This window comes from Nocardiopsis sp. CA-288880, assembly GCF_050955985.1.
GTDB lineage: Bacteria > Actinomycetota > Actinomycetes > Streptosporangiales > Streptosporangiaceae > Nocardiopsis > Nocardiopsis tropica.
On sequence record NZ_CP192105.1, the window covers coordinates 257947 to 275820 of the forward strand.

General features: G+C 70.4%; 19 protein-coding genes. 5 read left to right on the top strand and 14 right to left on the bottom strand.

Translation table 11 applies throughout. The features are described 5' to 3' along the window. Nucleotides 1-17: 17 nt before the first annotated feature. From ACQPYD_RS01215 to ACQPYD_RS01225, 3 genes are all read right to left on the bottom strand, one after another. A complete protein-coding gene (locus ACQPYD_RS01215; protein ID WP_433699401.1) occupies nucleotides 18-446 on the bottom strand; it encodes a DoxX family protein in 429 nt (142 codons plus the stop codon). Between the two features lie 300 nt (nucleotides 447-746). Then, nucleotides 747-959 carry a YbdD/YjiX family protein gene (locus ACQPYD_RS01220; RefSeq protein ID WP_267947569.1) on the bottom strand — a complete coding sequence of 71 codons (213 nt, stop codon included), beginning with the start codon at nucleotides 957-959 and terminating at the stop codon, nucleotides 747-749. A 3-nt stretch (nucleotides 960-962) separates the two neighbouring features. Beyond that, the gene (locus tag ACQPYD_RS01225; protein ID WP_433699402.1) at nucleotides 963-3209 is read right to left on the bottom strand and encodes a carbon starvation CstA family protein; all 2247 of its coding nucleotides are present in this window, start codon (nucleotides 3207-3209) and stop codon (nucleotides 963-965) included. Nucleotides 3210-3435: 226 nt separating this feature from the next. On the opposite strand from ACQPYD_RS01225, the gene ACQPYD_RS01230 reads away from it, so the two are divergent. Continuing rightward, on the top strand, nucleotides 3436-4173 hold the full coding sequence (locus ACQPYD_RS01230) for a spermidine synthase (RefSeq protein ID WP_344181179.1): 738 nt from the start codon (nucleotides 3436-3438) through the stop codon (nucleotides 4171-4173). Nucleotides 4174-4225: 52 nt separating this feature from the next. Here the strand turns inward: ACQPYD_RS01230 and ACQPYD_RS01235 are convergent, their stop codons facing one another. From ACQPYD_RS01235 to trxA, 7 genes are all read right to left on the bottom strand, one after another. Further along, complete coding sequence (locus ACQPYD_RS01235) at nucleotides 4226-4441, bottom strand: EF-hand domain-containing protein (protein ID WP_267947572.1); 216 nt, start codon at nucleotides 4439-4441, stop codon at nucleotides 4226-4228. 140 nt (nucleotides 4442-4581) lie between these two features. After that, nucleotides 4582-5493 (bottom strand): phosphate ABC transporter permease PstA, encoded by a 912-nt coding sequence (pstA, locus tag ACQPYD_RS01240; RefSeq protein ID WP_344181177.1) that lies wholly within the window; start codon nucleotides 5491-5493, stop codon nucleotides 4582-4584. Continuing rightward, complete coding sequence (gene pstC / locus ACQPYD_RS01245) at nucleotides 5490-6497, bottom strand: phosphate ABC transporter permease subunit PstC (RefSeq protein WP_433699403.1); 1008 nt, start codon at nucleotides 6495-6497, stop codon at nucleotides 5490-5492. The genes pstA and pstC overlap by 4 nt, the downstream gene beginning before the upstream one ends. 113 nt (nucleotides 6498-6610) lie before the next feature. Next, nucleotides 6611-7753: a phosphate ABC transporter substrate-binding protein PstS gene (gene pstS / locus ACQPYD_RS01250; protein WP_433699404.1), complete on the bottom strand. Its 1143-nt coding sequence runs from the start codon at nucleotides 7751-7753 to the stop codon at nucleotides 6611-6613. Between the two features lie 391 nt (nucleotides 7754-8144). Further along, entirely contained in the window at nucleotides 8145-8942 is a 798-nt protein-coding gene (locus tag ACQPYD_RS01255) for a response regulator transcription factor (RefSeq protein WP_433699405.1), read from the bottom strand. Nucleotides 8943-9203: 261 nt separating this feature from the next. Beyond that, entirely contained in the window at nucleotides 9204-10088 is an 885-nt protein-coding gene (gene pstB / locus ACQPYD_RS01260) for a phosphate ABC transporter ATP-binding protein PstB (protein WP_433699406.1), read from the bottom strand. A 285-nt stretch (nucleotides 10089-10373) separates the two neighbouring features. After that, on the bottom strand, nucleotides 10374-10748 hold the full coding sequence (trxA, locus tag ACQPYD_RS01265) for a thioredoxin (RefSeq protein WP_267947578.1): 375 nt from the start codon (nucleotides 10746-10748) through the stop codon (nucleotides 10374-10376). 272 nt (nucleotides 10749-11020) lie between these two features. Here trxA and ACQPYD_RS01270 point away from each other — a divergent pair, with 272 nt between their 5' ends. Then, on the top strand, nucleotides 11021-11386 hold the full coding sequence (locus tag ACQPYD_RS01270) for a YidH family protein (RefSeq protein WP_433699407.1): 366 nt from the start codon (nucleotides 11021-11023) through the stop codon (nucleotides 11384-11386). Next, nucleotides 11383-11757, top strand: coding sequence for a DUF202 domain-containing protein (locus ACQPYD_RS01275; RefSeq protein ID WP_433699408.1), 375 nt, complete (start codon nucleotides 11383-11385; stop codon nucleotides 11755-11757). Before ACQPYD_RS01270 ends, ACQPYD_RS01275 begins: the two co-directional genes overlap by 4 nt. A gap of 215 nt (nucleotides 11758-11972) precedes the next feature. Here the strand turns inward: ACQPYD_RS01275 and ACQPYD_RS01280 are convergent, their stop codons facing one another. From ACQPYD_RS01280 to ACQPYD_RS01290, 3 genes are all read right to left on the bottom strand, one after another. Further along, nucleotides 11973-12956, bottom strand: a complete 984-nt coding sequence (locus tag ACQPYD_RS01280; protein ID WP_433699409.1) for an NAD-dependent epimerase/dehydratase family protein — start codon at nucleotides 12954-12956, stop codon at nucleotides 11973-11975. A 101-nt stretch (nucleotides 12957-13057) separates the two neighbouring features. Further along, the gene (locus ACQPYD_RS01285) at nucleotides 13058-13771 is read right to left on the bottom strand and encodes a PIG-L deacetylase family protein (protein ID WP_267947582.1); all 714 of its coding nucleotides are present in this window, start codon (nucleotides 13769-13771) and stop codon (nucleotides 13058-13060) included. 101 nt (nucleotides 13772-13872) lie between these two features. Continuing rightward, the gene (locus tag ACQPYD_RS01290; protein ID WP_433699410.1) at nucleotides 13873-14628 is read right to left on the bottom strand and encodes a WbqC family protein; all 756 of its coding nucleotides are present in this window, start codon (nucleotides 14626-14628) and stop codon (nucleotides 13873-13875) included. 346 nt (nucleotides 14629-14974) lie between these two features. Between ACQPYD_RS01290 and ACQPYD_RS01295 the strand changes: the two genes are divergently transcribed. Together ACQPYD_RS01295 and ACQPYD_RS01300 are read left to right on the top strand one after the other, a co-directional pair. Continuing rightward, the gene (locus tag ACQPYD_RS01295; RefSeq protein WP_433699411.1) at nucleotides 14975-16513 is read left to right on the top strand and encodes a glycosyltransferase family 2 protein; all 1539 of its coding nucleotides are present in this window, start codon (nucleotides 14975-14977) and stop codon (nucleotides 16511-16513) included. 128 nt (nucleotides 16514-16641) lie between these two features. Further along, nucleotides 16642-17052, top strand: a complete 411-nt coding sequence (locus tag ACQPYD_RS01300; protein WP_267947584.1) for a DUF3817 domain-containing protein — start codon at nucleotides 16642-16644, stop codon at nucleotides 17050-17052. On the opposite strand, the gene ACQPYD_RS01305 is transcribed toward ACQPYD_RS01300, so the two are convergent. Then, nucleotides 17028-17816 (bottom strand): SURF1 family protein, encoded by a 789-nt coding sequence (locus ACQPYD_RS01305; protein WP_433699412.1) that lies wholly within the window; start codon nucleotides 17814-17816, stop codon nucleotides 17028-17030. The two genes, ACQPYD_RS01300 and ACQPYD_RS01305, sit on opposite strands and share 25 nt — an antisense overlap. Nucleotides 17817-17874: the final 58 nt, after the last annotated feature.

Here is a 17874-nt window from a genome sequence, read left to right on the forward strand (position 1 = left end):
CCGGCGCCCGCGGGCCCTCAGCCCCGCGGGCCGTCGGCCCGGTGAGGGGTCGGCCGTGACTGGAGCGCGGCCCAGATCAACGGGACCTGGAGCGGCACCCGTCCCCAGGCGACCAGCTTGCCGTCGGCGGGGCCGGGCAGCCTGCCCGACCCCGCGTCCAGGGCCATGCGCACGTTGGCGGGCCACACGGCGAGCAGCAGCGCGGCGCTCGCCGGACCGGCCCACCGCCTGCGCGTGAGCAGGCCCGCCCCGCAGACCAGCTCGGCGGCGCCGCTGCCGTACACCCACGCCGTCGGCTTCGGCAGGCTCCGGGGCATGATCGCCCGGAAGGGCCCGGGCGCGGCGAAGTGCAGCACGCCCGACGCCGCGAACAGGCCGCCGAGCGCGTACGGGGCGGCTCCGCGCACCGTGGACAGCAGGCGGCCGGTCCGCTTCGAGGGGTTCATGGTCTCTCCTTCTGAGCTGGGGTCCGCGCCGGTCAGCCTCAAACTACTCGCTGGTAGCCTCCGGGGTCCGCTCCGCCCCGGGGCGCGCGTGCGACCCGCGGGGCCCGGTCCGCCTCACCGCCCGGACCCCGGCTGCCCGGGCAGCCCCGGGACACCGCCGTCCTCCCGGTCCAGCGCCTCGGAGAACCCCGCCTTCACCCCCTCGAAAGCCACGATCCCCGCAACTCCCTGGAATCCAGGGTGTTGCGGGGACCGCCAGAACCCACGAAGGGGGTTCCGGGCCCTCACGGGACCGGCGCCTCAGCAGCAGCGCGCACCGGGGTCGGTGTCTCCCTTGTCCGTGTGGTGGCGCCAGAAGACGCGCTCGGTCATCGGCTCCTCGCCCGGGTGCTCCCGGGCGTGGTGCTCCAGGTAGATCTCGTAGGCCCTCGCGCCCACGACGCCCCGGGCGATCTGCCACGCCTCCCGGAGGCCGCGCGCCAGGTTCGCCCCGAACTCCGGGCGTGCCCGCATGCCCTACTCCTTCTTCGCTTCCGGGGTCCCGCCCCCGGCTTCTCCGTCCGTGCCCCGCGCGCCCTCGGCGCCCACGGCGGCGAGCCGCTCGGAGAACTCCTTCTCCGCCCTGGTGGGGACGAGACCGGACGGCGCCCAGATCTTCGACTCCTCGTAGGGGGCCTCGGTGAGGGGCAGCGTACCGTCGGGGGCCCGCAGCGCCTTGATCCACACCCGGACCGAGTCGACCAGGATGATGACGATCAGCAGCGCGAACAGGGCCGACAGGACGCCGTCCACGGTCGTGTTCACCACGACCTGGCGCATCGCCTCCTCGCCCTGGATGGCGCCGACGCCGGTCTCGCCGTCGGCGAGGGCGTCGGAGAACTGCTGGCGCTGGGCGAAGAAGCCGATCTTCGGGTCGGCCGAGAACACCTTCTGGTAGCTGGCGGTCAGCGTGACCACCGCGTCCCACGCCAGCGGCACCAGCGTCACCCACGCGTACTTGGCGCGGCCCGACTTGATCAGCAGCGTCGTGCACACCGCCAGGGCGACCGCCGCCAGCAGCTGGTTGGCGATGCCGAACAGCGGGAACAGCTGGTTGATGCCGCCGAGCGGGTCGTTGACGCCCGCCCACAGGAAGTAGCCCCACGCGGCCACGATCACCGCGCTGCAGAACCACGCCCCGGGCTTCCAGCTCGGGTCGCGCATGGGCTTGTACACGTTGCCCAGGGTGTCCTGGAGCATGAAGCGGCCCACCCGGGTGCCGGCGTCCACGGTGGTGAGGATGAACAGCGCCTCGAACATGACCGCGAAGTGGTACCAGAACGCCATCATGGCGTCCCCGCCGAACACCTCCGAGAAGATGTACGCGGCGCCGAGGGCGAACGTCGGCGCACCGCCGGTGCGCGCGAGGATCGAGTCCTCCTCGATCAGGTCGGCCGTGTGCTGGAGCGTCGCGGCGTCGATGGTGAAGCCGAGCTGGCTCACCGCCTGCGCGGCGCTCTCCACGCTGTCGCCCAGGGCGGTCGCGGGCATGTTCATCGAGAAGTACACGCCCGGGTCGATGATGCAGGCCGCGATCAGGGCCATGATCGCCACGAACGACTCGGTCAGCATCGAGCCGTAGCCGATCATCCGGACCTGGCCCTCCTTCTCGATGAGCTTCGGGGTGGTCCCCGACGAGATGAGGGCGTGGAAGCCTGACAGGGCGCCGCAGGCGATGGTGATGAACACGAACGGGAACAGCGAACCGGCGAACACCGGGCCCTGGCCGTTGAACGCGAACTCGGTGAACTGCGGGAGCTGGAGCTTCGGCATCGCCACGAGGATCGAGACCGCGAGCAGCACGACCACGCCGACCTTCATGAAGGTCGACAGGTAGTCGCGCGGGGCCAGCAGCAGCCACACCGGCAGGACCGAGGCGACGAAGCCGTAGACGATCAGGCCGAAGGTCAGCTCGTTCGGCGTGAACAGGAAGACCTCGCGCAGCACCGCGTGCTCGGCCACCCAGCCGCCGCCGACGATGGCGAGCAGGAGCAGCACCACGCCGATGGCGGAGGTCTCCATGACCTTGCCCGGCCGCAGATAGCGGAGGTACACCCCCATGAACAGGGCGATCGGGATCGTCATGATCAAGGAGAACGAGCCCCACGGGGAGTCCGCGAGCGCGTTGACCACGACCATGGCGAGCACGGCGAGCAGGATGACCATGATCGCCATGACGGCGATCAGCGCGGCGATGCCGCCGACCGGGCCGATCTCCTCGCGGGCCATCTGGCCGAGCGAGCGGCCGTTGCGCCGGGTGGAGAAGAACAGCACCACCATGTCCTGCACGGCGCCGGCGAAGATGACGCCGAGGATGATCCAGATCGTGCCCGGCAGGTAGCCCATCTGGGCGGCCAGGACGGGGCCGACCAGGGGACCGGCGCCCGCGATGGCCGCGAAGTGGTGGCCGAACAGGACCCGGCGGTCGGTCGGGTGGAAGTCCGCCCCGTTGTTGAGGCGCTCCGCGGGGGTGGCCCGGGTGTCGTCGGTCAGCAGCACCTTGTACTGGATGAACCGCGCGTAGAACCGGTACCCGATCGCGTAGGACGAGAGCGCGGCGAAGATCAGCCAGGCGGCCGAGATCTCCTCGCCGCGGTTGATCGCGATGACGCCCCACGCGAGTGCTCCCACCAGGGCGACGGCGATCCAGAGGGCGATGCTCCGGGGTGTCCACTTCGGCTTGGGCGGCTGCGCCGCCTGCCTACTGATCGGAACAGAGGACATCCGATCATTCTCCTCTTCTTACTGGCAACCACCAGGGAGGATCCGGTGGTCTGGTAGCGACCATCGTGCCCAGGCGAGGCGTTGTAGCCGGCGTCACAAAGACACCGATTGGATCACGGATTCAACACCGGGGGAACTTTCCCGTAACACGTGTTTCCGGGCGCCCGGGGCCCTCGCCGGTGCGGAGGAGTACGGCGCCGAGGGGCGGCACGGGCACAATGTGGAGATGAACCAGCGAATCCCGGACACCGCCCCCTCCACGGACTTCTCCGCACTGGAAGACGGTGCCGTCACCCTCGCGAGGGTGACCGGCGAGACCGGGGGCGACCTCGTGCTCCGCCGCGTGGGGGCCCACTACGAGATCTACAGCAACGGGGTGTTCCTCATGGACACCCGCGACGGCACCTCCGAGAGGGAGATGGTGCGCGCCGGCCTGGCGGCCCTCCCGGACGGCCGCTCCCGTGCCCGCGTCCTCATCGGGGGGCTGGGCGTGGGCTTCTCGGCGAGGGAGGCCCTGGAGAACCCCAAGGTGTCCCTCGTGGACGTCGTCGAACTCGAACCCCAGGTGATCGCCTGGCACGACGGCGAACTGGGGGAGGCCGCCGAGTACGTGCACCGGGACCCGCGGTGCCGCGTGCACAACGCCGACATCGTCGCGTGGCTGGCGGCGGCGTCGGCGAAGGAGAAGCCTCCCCGCTACGACGTGATCTGCCTGGACACCGACAACGGACCCGACTGGACGGTGGTGGAGAACAACAACCGCCTCTACGAGGCGGCGGGGCTGGAGCAGCTCGCCCGCCTGATGGCGCCCGGCGGGGTCCTGGCCTTCTGGAGCGCCAACGAGGTGGAGAGCTTCGAGGTCCTGCTGCGCGGGCACTTCGCGGAGGTCGAGGTCATGGAGGTGACGGTCTCGCACAGCGTGCCGGACGTGGTCTACCTGGTCAGCGGGCCCAAGGCCCCGTGACCGGTCCGCCGGGGGCCGACCCGGCCGCGCCGGCCCCCGGCGGCGGGCGGGCTCAGGCCCTGTTCCGCGCCATGTAGCGGGCGAACTCCTCCAGGGAGATGCGGGAGTCGCCGTCGCCGTCCATGGAGCGGACCACCTCGGCGGCCTGCTCCTCGGTGCACTCGTCGCCGAGGTTGTGCATGAGGGACGCCAGCTCCTGGGCGGAGATGCGCCCGTCGCCGTCGGTGTCGACGAGGGCGAACGTGGCCGCGTACTCGGTGGTGGGCATCTGTGGCTCCAGGGGTCGGGGTGTGTTCGGCGAAAGGCTACCGGGGGCCCGGCGCTCCGGGGAAGCGCCGGACGCCCCGGACACGGGAAGGGGCCGCGCGCACCGGCGCGGCCCCTGGATCCGTGTTCCCCGGCTGCTTCCTACCGGGAGCCCACGGACGCCCGCGAGCCGATCCACCGCGCGACGATGGTGAACAGCACGACCAGGACGAACAGGCACAGGGCCGCGCCCCAGGCGCGGTCGACGCCGGCCTCGAACGGCTGGGCGGCGCCCCGGTACAGCTGCATCGGCACGGCGCCCTGCGGCGAGCCCTGCATGGCCGTGACGATCAGGCCCGAACCGAAGGCCGTCAGCAGCAGCGGAGCCGTCTCGCCGATGCCGCGGGCGATCGCCAGCATCGAGCCGGTGGTCAGGCCGGGAGCGGCGGCGGGCAGCACCGTGTGCACGATGGTCTGCCACTTGCGCGCGCCGAGGCCGTAGCTGGCGTTGCGGAGCTCGTTGGGCACCAGGCGGAGCATCTCCTCCGCCGAGCGCGTCACGATCGGCAGCATCATCACCGCGATCGCCACGGCGCCCACGAACGTGCCGAAGCCCATGCCGCCCCAGCCGATCACCAGCAGGCCGTACACGAAGAGGCCGACGAAGATCGAGGGGATGCCCGTCATCACGTCGGTGAAGAAGCGGATCGAGGAGGTCAGCCTGTTCGGGCCGTACTCCACGATGTACACCGCCGTCGCGATGCCGAACGGGATCGACATCAGGACCGCCAGAGCCATGATGTACAGCGTGCCGACGAAGCCGGCCGCGTAGCCGCCGCCCTCGCGGCGGGGCGGGGGCTCGGTCTGGGTGAAGAAGTCCAGGTTGACCACGCCGATGCCGCGCCGGGTGACCTCGAAGATGATGAGGACCAGCGGGATCATGGCGAGGACCATCGCGGCGGTCAGGACCACCGTCGCGGAGCGGTTCTTGAACCTGCGGAACCCGGAGCCGGGGGGACGCTGGCTCAGCGGGGCGGGCCGTGCGGCCGGAGGGGTGGTGGTCGTGGTGCTCATACGGCGGCGTCTCCCGTGAACTGTCCCAGGCGCCACACGATGACGCGGGCCAGGATGTTGACGATCATCGTGACGAGGAACAGGGCGACACCGATCGCCATCAGCCCGGTCCTGGTCTCCGGCGAGGACTCGCCGAAGGTCGCGGCGATGTGCGACGCCATGCTGCTGCCGGTGCCGAACAGGCTCGCGCCCCATCCCTGGGACCCGCCGATCAGCATCAGCACGGCGATGGTCTCGCCCAGGGCGCGGCCCAGGCCCAGCATCGCGGCGGCCACGATGCCCGAGAAGCTGGCGGGCAGGACCACCTTGGTGATGACCTCCCACCGGGTCGACCCCAGCGCGTAGGCCGCCATCTGCTGCTCCAGCGGCTGGACGGCGACGACCTCGCGGATGATGGCGGTCATGATCGGCAGGATCATGATGGCGAGGACGATGCCGGCGGGCAGGTAGCCGACGCCGCGCACCGGGCCCTCGAAGAGGAAGAACCAGCCCATCGCGCCTTCGAGCCATTCGAAGAACGGCCGCATGACGTTGGGCAGGAACCAGTGCAGGCCCCACAGGCCGAAGATGACGCTGGGCACCGCGGCGAGCAGCTCGACCGTGTAGGAGAGCGGCTTGGCGATGCGGCGCGGCGCCAGGTGGGTGAGGTAGACGGCGACCATGATCGCCAGCGGCAGCGCGATGGCGATCGCGATCACCGACGTGATCAGGGTGCCGTAGATGAACGGCCAGGCGCCGTAGGTGCCGGTGATCTCCGTGCGGGAGCCGCCGGCCGTCCACTCCTCCCCGATGAGGAAGCCGAAGAACCCCTCCTTCGCGAAGACGGGCCAGGCCTCGGTCGTGGTCCGGATGACCATCAGCGCCAGGATGACCAGCACGATGGTGCCGCAGGCCGCGACGACCCACTTGAAGATCGGGTCTGCCAGGCGCCCCTTGCCGGACGTGAGCGTCCCCCGCCGGGGGGCCTCGGGGGCCTGCGGGGCCTCGGGGGCCTCGGTGGACATGTGCTTCTCCTCTGTGGCTTTCGTGGGAGTGGAGAGCGGCCCGCCCCGGCGCCTCGGGACGGAGGGGATGGGGGCGGGGCCGGGGCGACGGGCGCCCCGGCCCCGCTGGAGGGTTACTCCGTCGCTTCGGCGTCCTCTTCGGCGCCGGCCTCGGCGTCGCCGCCGCCGTTCTCGGCGTTGGTCCGCTCCAGCTCGGTGATGACGCGCTCGGTCAGCTCCTCGTTGAGCGGGGCGTAGCCCAGCTCGCCGGCCAGGTCCTGGGCGCCCTGGTCGGTCAGGGCCCAGGTCCAGAAGTCGATGATCGCGTCGGCGTTGGCCTGGTCGTAGCCGCAGGTGTAGGTGAAGATCCAGTTGGATCCGGCGATCGGGTAGCCCTCGCCGCCGATGTTGTCGATCGAGAACTGGAAGTTGTCCGGGATCTCGGCCTCGCCGGTGGCGGCGATCGTCGACTCCAGGGTCGGCTCGATCGGGGTGCCGTCCTCGTTGACGATGTGGGCGACGGCCAGGTCGGCCTCCTGGGCGAAGGACTGGTTCACGTAGCCCAGGCCGCCCGGGTTCTGGGTGATGCCCTGCGCGACGCCGTCGTTCTGCTGGCCGCCGACCAGGCCGTCGGCCCAGTCCAGCTCCTTGCCCTCGCCGTACTCGTCCGCCCACGACTCGACCTCGGTGGTCAGGTAGTGCGAGAACACGTAGGTGGTGCCGGAGCTGTCGGAGCGGTGGACCGGGATGATCTCGTCGCTCGGCAGGTCCATGTCCGGGTTGAGCTCGGCGATCGCCGGGTCGTCGAACGTGGTGATCTCGGTGGAGTAGATCCCCGCGAGGGTCTCCGCGTCCAGGACGAGGCCGTCCAGGTCGGGGTTGCTCAGGGCGATGACGACCGCGCCGAACACGACGGGGAACTGCACGGCCTCACAGCCGCGGGCCTCGGCGGCGGCCGCGAGGTCCTCCTCGCCCAGGAACTCCTCGGAGGAGCCGAAGTCGACGGTCTGCTCCAGGAACTGCTCGACGCCCGCACCGGAGCCGACGCTCTGGTAGTTGACGCTGACCCCGGGCTGCACGCCGTTGGAGTACTCGTAGATCCAGTCCTGGAACAGGGGGTCGGGGAAGCTGGCGCCGGCGCCGGTCAGCTGCGCGCTGAGATCGCCGCCGCCACCACCGTCTGCACCGTCGCCTGCCGCGTCGCCGCCGCCACCGCACGCCGTGGCGAGCAGGGGGATGGCTGCCAGGACGGCGAGCTTGGAACGCCCGTTGCGCATGTCGTAGTTCTCCTCGTTGAATCACCGCTGTCGGGGCTGACGTAAAACGACAGTAAGCGTGCAGAAAGTCGCGCTGACATCGAAATGGAGGCCGGTTGGTAGAAGGCGGGTGAATGCGAAGTGAATGGGGGTAACCATTCAATAACGGCCGGGCGTTTCCGCGGTTGTCGACTTCTGTCATGTGCCCGGGACTCGCTGTGATGACCTGCGGGTATGCCGACTCCTGCGCGGTTTTCGCCGTGACCGACCGGCAAGGAAGGTGACGTGTCCGGTTGCCCTTCGGTTCACCTTCACGTGTGTCGATCGGCGAAGTGACGCCTACATGAACAATGGGTCGCTCCGGCGCCCGCTGGAGGACCCTGGATGTTCGTCGGCAGCTTTTCGTATGTGGTCAGCCACCATTCGCGGTATCGAGCCGGTAGCCGATTCCGCGCACCGTGTGGATGAACCGGGGCTGGGCCTCGGAGTCGCCCAGCTTGTGTCTCAGGCGGCGGATGTGCACGGCGATCGTGTTGTTCACCGGAGGCAGGGGCTTGTGCCACACCTCGGTCCACAGCTCCTCGCGGCTGACCACCCGTCCGTTGTTGCGCAGCAGGAAGTCCATGATCCCGAACTCGCGCAGGGCCAGGTTGACCGGGTTGCCGTCCACGAACAGCCGGTGTCCCAGGGCGTCGAGCTCCAGTGCCCCCGAGCGGAGCGCGGACGGCGACGCCCCGCCGTCCGGTCCGCCCCCGTCCGCGCCGGGGAGCGAACCGCGCAGCAGGGCCGCCAGTTCCGGGATCCGGTAGGGGCGGCTCACGCACGCCGTCGCGCCGGCCGCCAGCGCCCTCATCGCCCGCTGGGAGTCGCCCGGCCCCACCCCGATGAGTATCGGGATCTCGGTCGCCCGGCGGGTGACCCGCACCAGCGTCTCCAGGTCCACCTCGGGCGGGTTCGCGCTGGTCACCAGCGTGTCCGGACGCATCATCCCCACCCGCAGCAGCGCCTCCGCGCCGTCCACGCACACCGTGATGTCCACGTCGTGGCCGCTCAGCGACAGCACCAGCTGGTGGGACTGCTCCGACTCCGGTTCGACCAGCAGGACCCGCAGCGGGCCCTCCCACCGGTCCGGGCGCTCGACCGGGTCCGCGTCGCCCAGGGCGCCCGGGGTGGGAGAGGGGACGGACGCGGAGGGCGTGAGCGCGGGCATGGGGGTCCACTTCGTCGAAGGTGCGTGAGAGGGGCGGCCCCGTCGCGGCCGGTCCGGCAGACCGTCCCGTCGCCGGGCGCCCGGGCCGATCGGCCGAAGCGGCCCACCATCGCTGGTCGCCCCGTTGGGGACGGCTTGGGCCGATCAGCCGAAGCGGCCCACCATCGCTGGTCGCCCCGGTGGGGCTGTCAGGACCGCAGAGCCGATCAGCCGAAGCGGCCCACCATCGCTGGTCGCCCCGGCGGGGACGGCTCAGGCCGATCAGCCGAAACGACCAGCGATATAGTCCTCGGTCCTCTGGTCGGACGGCTTGCTGAAGATCGTGGTGGTCTCGTCGTACTCGACGAGGCTGCCGTAGCGGTCGCCCGCGTCGTCCACCCCGGCGGTGAAGAACGCGGTCCGGTCGGACACGCGCGCGGCCTGCTGCATGTTGTGGGTCACGATGACGATGGTGTACTCGCTGGCCAGCTGGTACATCAGGTCCTCGATCTTGAGGGTCGCGATGGGGTCGAGCGCGGAGCACGGCTCGTCCATCAGGATCACCTCGGGGTTCACCGCGATCGTGCGCGCGATGCACAGGCGCTGCTGCTGGCCGCCGGAGAGGGCGAACGCGCTCTCCTTGAGCTTGTCCTTGACCTCGTCCCACAGGGCGGCCTTGGTCAGCGTCTCCTCGACCAGGTCGTCCATGTTGCCGCGGGCGCCGTTGATGCGCGGGCCGTAGGCCACGTTGTCGTAGATCGACTTCGGGAACGGGTTGGGCTTCTGGAAGACCATGCCGATCCGGCGGCGCACCTCGATCGGGTCGACCTCCGAGGCGTACAGGTCCTCGCCGTGGTAGGTCACCCGCCCCTCGATGCGGGCGCCCGGGATGAGGTCGTTCATCCGGTTGAGGGTCCGCAGGACGGTGCTCTTGCCGCAGCCGGACGGGCCGATCATCGCGGTGATCTGGCGCGGTCCGACCTTGAGGTTCACGTCGCGCACGGCCTTGTTGGACCCGTAGTGGATCGAGAGGCCGGAGACGTCGAAGACGGGGTCTCCGAGGTCGGGGACCTCGCGGTTGTACCGGACGGTGTCGGGTGCGACGCCGCGACCGGACTCGGTGCCGCGATCGGTGCCGCGAGGGGACGCGGTGTTGCTGACAGACATGGGTCCACTTCCGGGTCGGACGGTGCTTGCGCGGTCATGGGGGGCAGAACCGGCGGAGCGCGGTCGAATACCATGCAAATCCGTCCACATGAAGGCCGAGTGAACGATCCTCGTGGCGAAGGTGAACGTGGGCGGTGAACTCGGAGGCGTTCCGAACGCGGAACGTTGCCCTTCCGTCACCGAAGGCGGGCGCGGGCGTGGCGGTCCCGTGCCCGGACACGCGGACGCCCGGCCCTCCCGCCGTCGCGGGAGGGCCGGGCGCGGGGTCTTCCCGGCGCCGCCCGGTTACTCCGGGGCGTCGCCGCCCTGCTCGGTGATCTTCTGGCGCACCTCGTCCATGTCCAGCTCCTTGGCCTGGGTGATCAGGCTCTCCAACGCCTCGGAGGGCAGAGCGCCGGGCTCGTTGTAGATGACGGTGCGCTCGCGCACGATCATCAGCGTCGGGATGGACTGGATCTTGAACTCGAAAGCCAGCTCGCGCTGCGCCTCGGTGTCCACCTTGGCGTGCACGATGTCGGTGTGGGTGTCCGCGGACTTCTCGAAGACCGGGGCGAACTGCCGGCAGGGACCGCACCAGTCCGCCCAGAAGTCGATGAGGACGAAGTCGTTGTCCTTCAGCGTCTCCGCGAAGTTGTCCTTGGTGAGCTCGACCGTGGGCACGTGGTCTCCTGATCTCTTCGTTGGTTGGTGTCGACCGTCGGCCAACCGCCATCTCTCAGTCCTACAGCGGTCGTGCCCACTCGTTTGTTCCGCATGCGTTCCCGGGGCCACGGACCCGTGTCCAGGACAAGAGGTTTCCGACACAACACGTGTTGCATACCTGTTTGGGAGGAAAGGAGCCTGGCGACTAGGGTCGGTCGGAGGGGCTCGGGTTCCTCGTGGGGAACCGTGGCCGGACGGGACGGAGCGCGCAGAGCGCCAGGTGGACGGGGGTGGCCGTGAAGGACGATGCGGCGCCCGGGGACGGCGCCCGGGAGTGGGACGTCGACTACCGGTTCACCCTCGCGAACGAGCGCACCTTCCTCGCCTGGGTCAGGACGTCCCTGGCCCTCCTCGCCGGAGCCGTCGCGGTGCTGCACCTGCTCCCCCTGGGATGGGCGGAGTGGCCCCGCACCGCGGTCGGCCTGCTGCTCGCGGCGCTCGCCGGTGTCATCACGGTCTACGCGCCGCTGCGCTGGTACCGCGTGCAGAGGATCATGAGCCGGGGCGGGACCCTGCGGCTGAGCCTGCTCCCCCTGGTCACCACGTTCGCGGTGGGGCTGGTGTGCGCCCTCGTCCTGCTGGGCAACCTCCTGTGAACGCGCCCGTCGACCGCGACGACCCCGGGCTGCAGCCCGAACGCACCCTGATGTCGTGGCAGCGGACGCTCATCCTCCTCGCCGTGGTGGGCCTGCTGTTCATGCGCGGCTCGCTCACGAACGACGTCGACAGCGTCCTCCAGGCGTCCCCGCCGGTGCGCGTGGCCACGGCGGCCGCGCTGCTGGTCATGTGCTCCGTGCTCGGCTTCCACCTGTGGTGGCGCTGGCGCCGGATCGGCTACGGCACCCGGGACCCGGGGACGGGCGGGCCCCCGCTGTCCGTCGCCAGGCCGTGGGCCATGGCGCTCCTGTGCTCGACTGTGCTCGCGCTGAGCGCGGTCCTGGTGCTGACGGTGCTGGCGGGCTCCTGAGGGGCCGGTCCCGGCGTCCCGTGGCGTCCTGCCCCTATGCCCTGGTCGGGCTGGTCGGCGGGGTCCGGCGCCGTCACTCCTGTCCCTCCGCGGGCGCGGCGCGCGCCGGGGGTCCGCCGGAGCGGGCGGCAACCCCTCCCGGGCGCGGTGTCCGGGGTCCCTGCGTCGGAGCCGGCTGGGGCGGGGAGGCGCCCCGTGCCGGACCGGCCGGGTTCCTACGCGGGGGCGGGCACGGGCGGCGCCGTGCTCCGGTGCTCCACGATCGACCGGATGATGTCGTTGAGGTCGCGCTCGGGCCGGTAGCCGACCAGGCGCCCGGCCAGGGAGGTGTCGGGGTAGCGGCGCTGCATGTCCTCGTAGCCCTCCCCGTACGCCTCCTCGTAGTCGATGTAGGTGATCGGGCTCGCGGAACCGGTGAGCTCGACGACCCGGTCGGCCAGGCCCTTGATCGAGATCTCCTCGTGGCCCCCCAGGTTGACGGCCTGGTTGTAGGCCTCGGGGGTCTCCATCAGTCTCAGGAGGCCGGGCACCACGTCGAACACCGAGCCGAAGCAGCGGCGCTGCGTCCCGGTGCCGTACACGGTGATCGGCTCCCCGGCCATCGCCTGGTCGACGAACCGGGGGACGACCATGCCGTAGCGGCCGGTCTGCCGGGGGCCGACCACGTTGAAGAAGCGGGCGATGACGCACGGGACCCCGGACTCGGTCCCGTGCACGTAGGCGATCAGCTCGTCCAGCCCCTTGGCCGCGGCGTAGGACCACCGGCTCTTGGTCGCGGACCCGTAGATCCGGTCGTCGCCCTCCTTGAGCCCGTCGGCGTCGTTCTTGCCGTAGACCTCGCTGGTGGACGCGATCATGTACGGCACGCGGTGCGCGACCGCCGACTCCACCACGTTCTCCGTCCCGTGCAGGTTGATCCGCAGGGAGCGCAGCGGGTTGTCGACGATGTTGTAGACGCCGACGGCCGCGGCGAGGTGGAACACGGTGTCCGCCTCCGCGACCAGCGCGTCGACCAGCTCCCTGTCCAGGACGTCCCCGCGCACGAAGCGGAATCCGGGTGAGCCCTCCACCCGGGAGAGGTTCGCGGCGGAACCGGTCGACAGGTCGTCCAGGACCGTCACCCGGTGTCCCTGCGCGACCAGGTGGTCGCACAGGTGAGAGCCGATGAACCCGGCTCCTCCGGTCACTACAGCCTTCATGGTTTCCCCTCCACTGAGCGGTGTGCGTTGAGGTGCTTCCAGCGTTGCGCGAGCGGGGCGCGTGTCGGAGAAGTAGGTGGACCGGGACGGGGCCCGGTCGTTCAGGCCAGGCAGCGGAGCACGTGGAACCCCTCCCCGAGCGCGACCCCGGCCTGCATGCCGCGGAGCACGGCGAGGCTGCGCAGGGTCGGTTCGGAGCGCGTGTGCGGGTGCCTGTGGCTCTGCGAGCCGTACAGCTCCATGGCGTGGAGCTTGTCCGCCAGTTGGGACTCGTCGAGTTCGACGACGAGGTTCGGCGGCGCCACCGGCTCCGACCGCCACTGGTCGGCGGCCTCCTCGTAGGCCAGCACCAGGCGCGGGTGGTGGCGCAGGGCGGTGTCGGAGGGGCGCAGGGCGGTGTGCACGGCCTCCGCGGTGGCCTGGTGGTCCTGGTTGTAGCTGGTGCGGTGCGGCGCGAGCACCACGGTCGGCCGGAGCCGTTCGACCGACAGGGGGCTCTCCCGCTCGATCAGCCGGGTCAGGTCCACCCGGGCGACGGTGTCGAGCCGCAGGTGGTGGGCGTCGCCGGGGAGGGCCATGTGCCAGTCGTCCCAGCGGAAGTGGTCGGAGACCTTCTTGATCTCCGCGTAGCGCTCCTCGGCGGTGGAGAAGCCCTTCGGCGACTGGTCGGCGGTGTCCCCGACGGTGAGGAACTGGACGAACACCTCGGCTCCGGCGCTCTTGGCCTTGCTCATGAGGCCGCCGCAACCGAGCGTCTCGTCGTCCGGGTGGGGGGCGTAGACCAGGATCCGTTCCTGGGACCAGTCCGTCGTCATGCCGGTGTGCCGTCCTTTGCCGAGGTGGGGGCGATCGTGGTTGTCCCGAACCCGTGGAGCGGTCCCGTGCCCGCGGTCGCGGGAGGGGTGCCGACACGCGGTCAGCTCCGTGTCCGTGCCTGCCGGAGCACGTGGAGCGCGTCCGGCCCGGCGTTGAGGAGGAGGTCGATCGCCGACAGGCGCGGCACGAAGCCGGGGCCGGCGGGCAGGTGCTGCGGGTACACCGGATGCCGGAAGTCCTGCCATTCGACGCCGATCCCGTAGCGGCGCAGGGCCCCGGTGTCCAGGTAGTCCCTGGCGCCGTCCCCCGAGAGCATGATGTCCGCGCCGGTCTTGGCGCAGATCTGGGCGAGCAGCTCGCTCTTGCGCCCCGGGAAGTCCCCGATCTCGCTGGCGAGCAGCACCGGGGTGTCGATCCCGAAGCAGCGCATCAGCATGCGGGTCGTCTCCGTGGCGAGCTCCGCGAGGCCGTCCCACTCCGTTTCGTACAGATGGGCGATCTCGTCGCGGTATTCGCGCCAGTACGGCGCTCTGCGGTAACAGTGTTCCGAGAGTGCCTTGTAGTGCCTGATCCTCCATCGGCGCCCGTTGTCAATGCGCTTGTCCAGTATGCGATCATCGCGGTTGCCCTGGTTGACCGGCACGGTGAGCAGGACGGGCTTGTCACGCCCCGCGACATAGTTGCGGTTCTGCCAACCGCGCCGTTCAAACTGCACCGTGTCCAATACGACGAAAAGGTCGGATCGGTCGATCTTGTCGATGAGGCCCAGCCAGGGCAGGTAGTGCGGCTGGTGGAGTGCCACCCGCGTGACCGAGTCGGGTGCCCCGATGTTGTTACTGGTGGCAGTGTTGCTCATGGGCCTGCTGTTCTGCTTGCCGCGGGTCGGATCAGGCGAGGGGGAGGGTAAGCCGCCGATCACGCCGAGCGTTCTCCTTCTCTCCGTGGGGCACCTTTGGTGAGGATTGTCCGAGTTTTCGGGCAGCCCGGTATAAACCGAAGTGCGTACCGCGCTACCCCGGCCCTCCTCACAAATATCTTCTAATGGGTACCACCTCACGCAAGCCCGTGTATACGATTTGCGTGGCCTACATAGGACGCGAACCAGGGTCAACCACTCAGTGCCGTAGGGCGTCAACCTAACGCTGGATTTGCGGGTTCATGTCGGTCCGAAAACCGATATCTTTCGGAGAGGTCCTAGGGCTGTGCGTATCGCGCGTTTCATCGGTGGCCTGTTGACCGGGTTGATCGCCCTGGTCCTTGCCGTCGCACTCTTCGTCTACTGGTTCGCCTTCGCCGCGGACATGGCGGCCGCCGCGGGACTGGGCGCGTTCGGCTACGTGTTCCTGTGGCTGGCGTTCGGCGCCAACCTCCTCCTGTGGACCGCCGCCGGCCTCCTGCGCCTGGGCGAGGACTCGGTCCGCGCGGTGGTGCGGCCGCGCGCCCGCCGGGGCCGGGCGGTCGGGGCCGCCCCGCCGGAGCGGGTCCTGGTCGCCGCGGGCGCCTCCGAAGCCGGCGCCTCCGAAGCCGGTCCCCCCGGAGCGGGCGGTCCCGTCCGGCCGGCGGGGCGTCACGCTTCCGGGCGGCCCGGGGGCGCGCGGGGCGACGACCCCGGTATCTCCCTGGCGGTCGTCATCCCCGCGCACAACGAGGAACCCGTCATCCACGCGGCCATCGGGTCGGCGCTGAGCCTGTTCGACCGCTGGGACGTCTACGTGGTCTCGGACTCCTCCAAGGACGCCACGGCGGAGATCGCCGCCAGGACCGGCGTCAACGTGCTCGAACTGCTCACCAACCGCGGCAAGGCCGGCGCCATCGAGGCGGTCATCGAGGAGTTCTCCCTGACCGAGAACTACGGCGGTGTCCTCATCCTGGACGCCGACACCGAACTCGACCCGGGGTACGTGGAGGGGGCCAGGCGCCAGCTGGAGGACCCTTCGGTCGCCGCCGTCGCGGGCTTCGTCGTCTCGGAGTGGAAGCCGCGGGAGCGGACCCTCGTCGGCAGGACCATCTCCGCCTACCGGGACCGCCTGTACTTCATGCTCCAGTACCTCATGCGGTTCGGGCAGACCTGGCGGCACGCCAACACGGCGTTCATCGTGCCGGGCTTCGCCAGCGTCTACCGCAGCGAGGCTCTGCGGGAGATCGACGTCAACCCCCCGGGGCTGGTGATCGAGGACTTCAACATGACCTTCGAGGTGCACCACAAGCGCCTCGGGCGCATCTCGATGAACCCCGACACCAAGGCCTACAGTCAGGACCCCTTCACGTTCGGGGACTACTACAAGCAGGTCGGCCGGTGGACGCTCGGCTTCTGGCAGACCATCCGCAGGCACGGGATCTGGCCGAGCGTCTTCTGGGCGTTCCTCGCGCTCTACGTCGTCGAGGTCGTGCTGGTCTCCGCGGTCCTGCTGCTCACCGCGCTCCTCGGGGTGTTCGTGCTCGTGGGAACGCTCGGCGGCGAGCCCTTCGGGACGCTGCCGTTCTTCGGAGGGGCCTTCACGGCGGTGTCGGCGCTCCTGCCGCTGACGGCGATCGCGATCGGCCTGTTCATCCCGGACTACATGCTCACCTGCCTGCTGACCGTGGTCCGGCGGCGGCCGTCCTACCTGCTGTACGGCCTGTTCTTCTTCCCGATCAGGCTGGTGGACGCCTACCTGTCGCTGCGCATGATCTCCAAGGCGTGGACCACCGACTCCGACGGGCGGTGGAGCAGCCCGGACCGCACGTCCAACAAGAGCTGAACTGCGGCGATGTGAGATTGTCCGGCCTCGTCCACCCCGGGGGGCCGTGGCCGCGGACAGCGTTTAGCCTCGAGGAGGGACCCCGACCCTCCTCGGGGCGGAAGTCTGACGAAGCGTGTGAGGTAGCGGTGGACAAGAGGCGTGTGTCGTTCGGGCTGTACAGGGTGCTCGCGTACGTGACCGGCGTTTTCCTGATCGGGCTGACCTTCGTGGCCATGCCCGCCAAGTACCTGGTCGGTGAGACGGCCCGCTTCTCCCTCATGCCGGCGCCGCAGGGGCTGGAGCACTGGTTCGGCCCCGAGTCGCCGCTGATGCTCTTCATCGCCATGCCGCACGGCTACATCTACATGGTGTACGTCTTCGCGGTGCTGTGGGTCGCGCTGGACCGGCGCTGGAGCGCCGCCCGCACCCTCGGCGTGGCCCTGGCCGGCACCGTCCCCGTGGTCGGGTTCGTCGTCGAGCACCGGATCGTCAGGTCCGAGCAGGCCAAGGAGGCTGCCGCGGGCGAGCGGGCTCAGGAGCCCGCGACCGCGGGCTGACCCTCCTGCCCCTCCCCGTCGGAGGCCCGCTCCCGCCGGGAGCGGGCCTCCGCCAGTTCCCGGCGCATGAGGATGATCCAGAAGACCACCGCTGAGACGCCGAACATCGCCCACTGCACCGTGTAGCTGAGGCTGCGCCAGTTGACCTCGACCTCGGTGGGCGGCTCGGGCGGCGGCACCGGGACGAGGGAGTCCGTGGCCGGGTCCTGCCCGGGCAGGGTGACGTAGCCCTCGTAGAGGGGGTGGTCCCACTCCTGGACCAGGACGGACGCCGCGATGCGCTCGACCTGTCCCTCGGACACCTCGACGGGGACGACCCCCTCGGCCCCGACGGGCGGCAGCAGCCAGCCCGTGACGGTGACCTCGCCGCCGGGGGCCCCGGGGATGTCCTGCCCCTCCTCGGCCCAGCCGCGGTTGACGGTGACGGCGCTGCCGTCCTCGGTGACCAGCGGCAGGATGACGTCGTGCCCCAGGACCCCGTCCACGACCCGGGGCACCAGGAGCTGCTCGGCGGTGTCGTAGCGGCCCGTGGCCTCGACCGCCTGGTTCGCGAAGGAGTCCGGGTGCATGTACGCGCCGGGTTCCAGCAGGTCCTCGACGGGGCGGGCGGAGGCCAGGTCCTCGACCGGGTTGGTGATCACCTCCCGGTCGGGCTCGAAGGCGCGGACGAACTGCCACGAGGTGCCGGTGGCGCACACCAGGACGACCAGCAGGGCGACCAGGTGGATGCCGAGCCAGCGAGGGCTGAGGAGCGGAGATCTCACCGGTCCAGGCTATGCGCGGCCTCCGGGCGGGCCGTCATGACCCCTGGTTGACGATGCC